Genomic DNA, 2,089 nt, shown 5'->3' on the forward strand with positions numbered 1-2,089 from the left:
GGATTCTCGACAAATTGGCGACCGCAACTTTGACATTTGTATTTTGGTTTTTTATTATGAATAATACCATTTTTAACTATGTGCTTTGAACCACAATCAGGGCAATTTGGTCGTGAGGGTAGCATATTATATGACTAAACTAATATTGGCAGATACCAAGGATTCCAGCAAGAGTTACTTATGATAGCATAACTGTAACTCAATCTACATTCGAGCGCGTAAAAAATATTAAAATCACAAAATTTGAGTGTGTGAGTTATAAAATTATCCTATGTATTCAATTACTGTAATTAAACTTCACTACATATTTATTACTACCTGAAATAGCTAAAATATATCCTGTAATATAAACATATAAGTCAGTTATAAAATTCGTATTAAACCGTTTGAACGCTGAGGCTAGTTGGTAATGATTAAACTTAAGACTTGAATATGTGGCTGCAAAGTCCGTCAAGAAACTTAGGGTTTAATTATTGCGAAAGAAATCGACATAGAAAGATAAGGCCCGGCTCGCCGGAACCTGTGGAATTAAATCTTTTTGAGATTGAATTTCATGAAGGCTTGTAAGGTAATAGGCTGCTCTCAAAAAGAAAACAGCTTGTGGGCAAGAACCCAGGGTAAACGCATCTAAATTAATTTGACAAAACCAGAAATTTGTGCATTACTAAATAGACCTCTTGCAAAAAAAATATGTGTTATTCTTAAAGGTTGGCTCAAGTTTAGGTCAAACTTTGAATTATTGGGTTAATTGGCATCTCCTTAAACTTGCCCAGCCTGCTAGATTATAAAATTGGCTAAACTTTCCATAATAGCACAAAAATATTTTGCAAGAGGTCTAATAACTAAAAAAACCTTCTTAAAATCATTAATTTTAACCCCACTTAAGCAGATTAAATCAGAACCTTAAGATTTTCTAAAATTCTTAAATCCGGATAATTTTCCTTCTTATATTGCTCTTAGATTTCGAGTATTAACTGGCAGAGTTTAAAATTTTAACTAAATAATTATTGTCCATTGCTGCTCGATACCGTTTAATTTTTAGACTTTGTTGAGAACTTTTCTCTTGTTTCAGTAAATTTATGGCTAAACGACGTAAAAGTGCAAAAGTTTCGGGAGAGTTCTGTTTGCGAATCCGGCTTTCATCTTCGCAAAATGTAAAATCGAGTGTCCAATGTAAGCTATTCTCAATGCCCCAATGACGGAGGATCGCTAGGGCAATTTTTTCAGCATTACTGCTTAAATTACTAAGCGTAAAAACGAGATTCAGTCGTGGTTTTATTCCACAGCCGTCGTTCACTAACTACTGGAGTTTAGACTAAGAAAAGCTGGCTCAGCTAGAAACTGAGGCGGAAAAGATTTATTGTGCAGCTAAATATATGTGATTAAGAAGTCAAATTTCGATGATTTTGGAACTGACCTCGACCCTTTTTCACTACTGGATAGCGAATGCGCCGTATTCGGGATTGACCAGTCGGCCAACCAGGGGATTTTCCGCGTGGTTTTGGTGCTTGAGCTGGAGTGCCAATCTTGACCAAAAGTGGGAAAAGGGATTGAGCCACCCGTCTAGGAGTCAAATTAGTCAGAGGTTTTTGCCAGGGCAAGTGATAGTCTCGAACTAAATCTTGAGCCAGCCACAACTGCCAAGTTAAAAGAGGCATCAAATCGCTCCAACGGTCACATTGTTCGCTTGGTACTGAGATGGGGTAGAGTCCAATGTAATGTTTGCTTGGCTAAACGATACCAATGCTCAATAGCAAAGCGGCGCAAATAGTCGATCCAGACTACTTCGAGAGAACAGGAATTCTCACCTATCCATGCTAACCATAAAGGTTTAACCTGACGACAATTACTACCGAGAGCCTTTCGCTCTACCAAGATCAATGTCATCGGATGTTCAGGACTAGAACTAAAGTGTAAGTTATCCCACTTTCTGAGTTGTAATTGTCCTAGCTTTGGGTCATCTAATTCTACCATCTCCTCAGCAGCCCACCAAGTTTGGGGGGCGCCCGGCTGGGCACTGCCCTGAATCACCGTGATTGGTATAATGTTTGTGTCCTTTAGGTTACAGAGCCATGAACTGTGTATATTG

4 protein-coding genes are annotated in these 2,089 nt (G+C 38.1%); all 4 read right to left on the bottom strand.

Annotated elements, in window-relative coordinates:
- Positions 1–125 (bottom strand): IS1/IS1595 family N-terminal zinc-binding domain-containing protein (locus tag QUB08_RS31710; protein WP_445300977.1); only part of this gene is annotated, 125 nt, incomplete at its 3' end.
- A gap of 845 nt (positions 126–970) precedes the next feature.
- Complete coding sequence (locus tag QUB08_RS31715) at positions 971–1,297, bottom strand: ISAs1 family transposase (RefSeq protein WP_333230238.1); 327 nt, start codon at positions 1,295–1,297, stop codon at positions 971–973.
- 85 nt (positions 1,298–1,382) lie between these two features.
- Positions 1,383–1,658, bottom strand: a complete 276-nt coding sequence (locus QUB08_RS31720) for a hypothetical protein (RefSeq protein ID WP_333230241.1) — start codon at positions 1,656–1,658, stop codon at positions 1,383–1,385.
- Positions 1,659–1,674: 16 nt separating this feature from the next.
- Positions 1,675–2,089: hypothetical protein (locus QUB08_RS31725; protein ID WP_333230243.1), on the bottom strand; the 415-nt coding region annotated here is incomplete at its 5' end.

This window comes from Microcoleus sp. BR0-C5, from assembly GCF_036705045.1.
Classification (GTDB): Bacteria; Cyanobacteriota; Cyanobacteriia; order Cyanobacteriales; family Microcoleaceae; genus Microcoleus.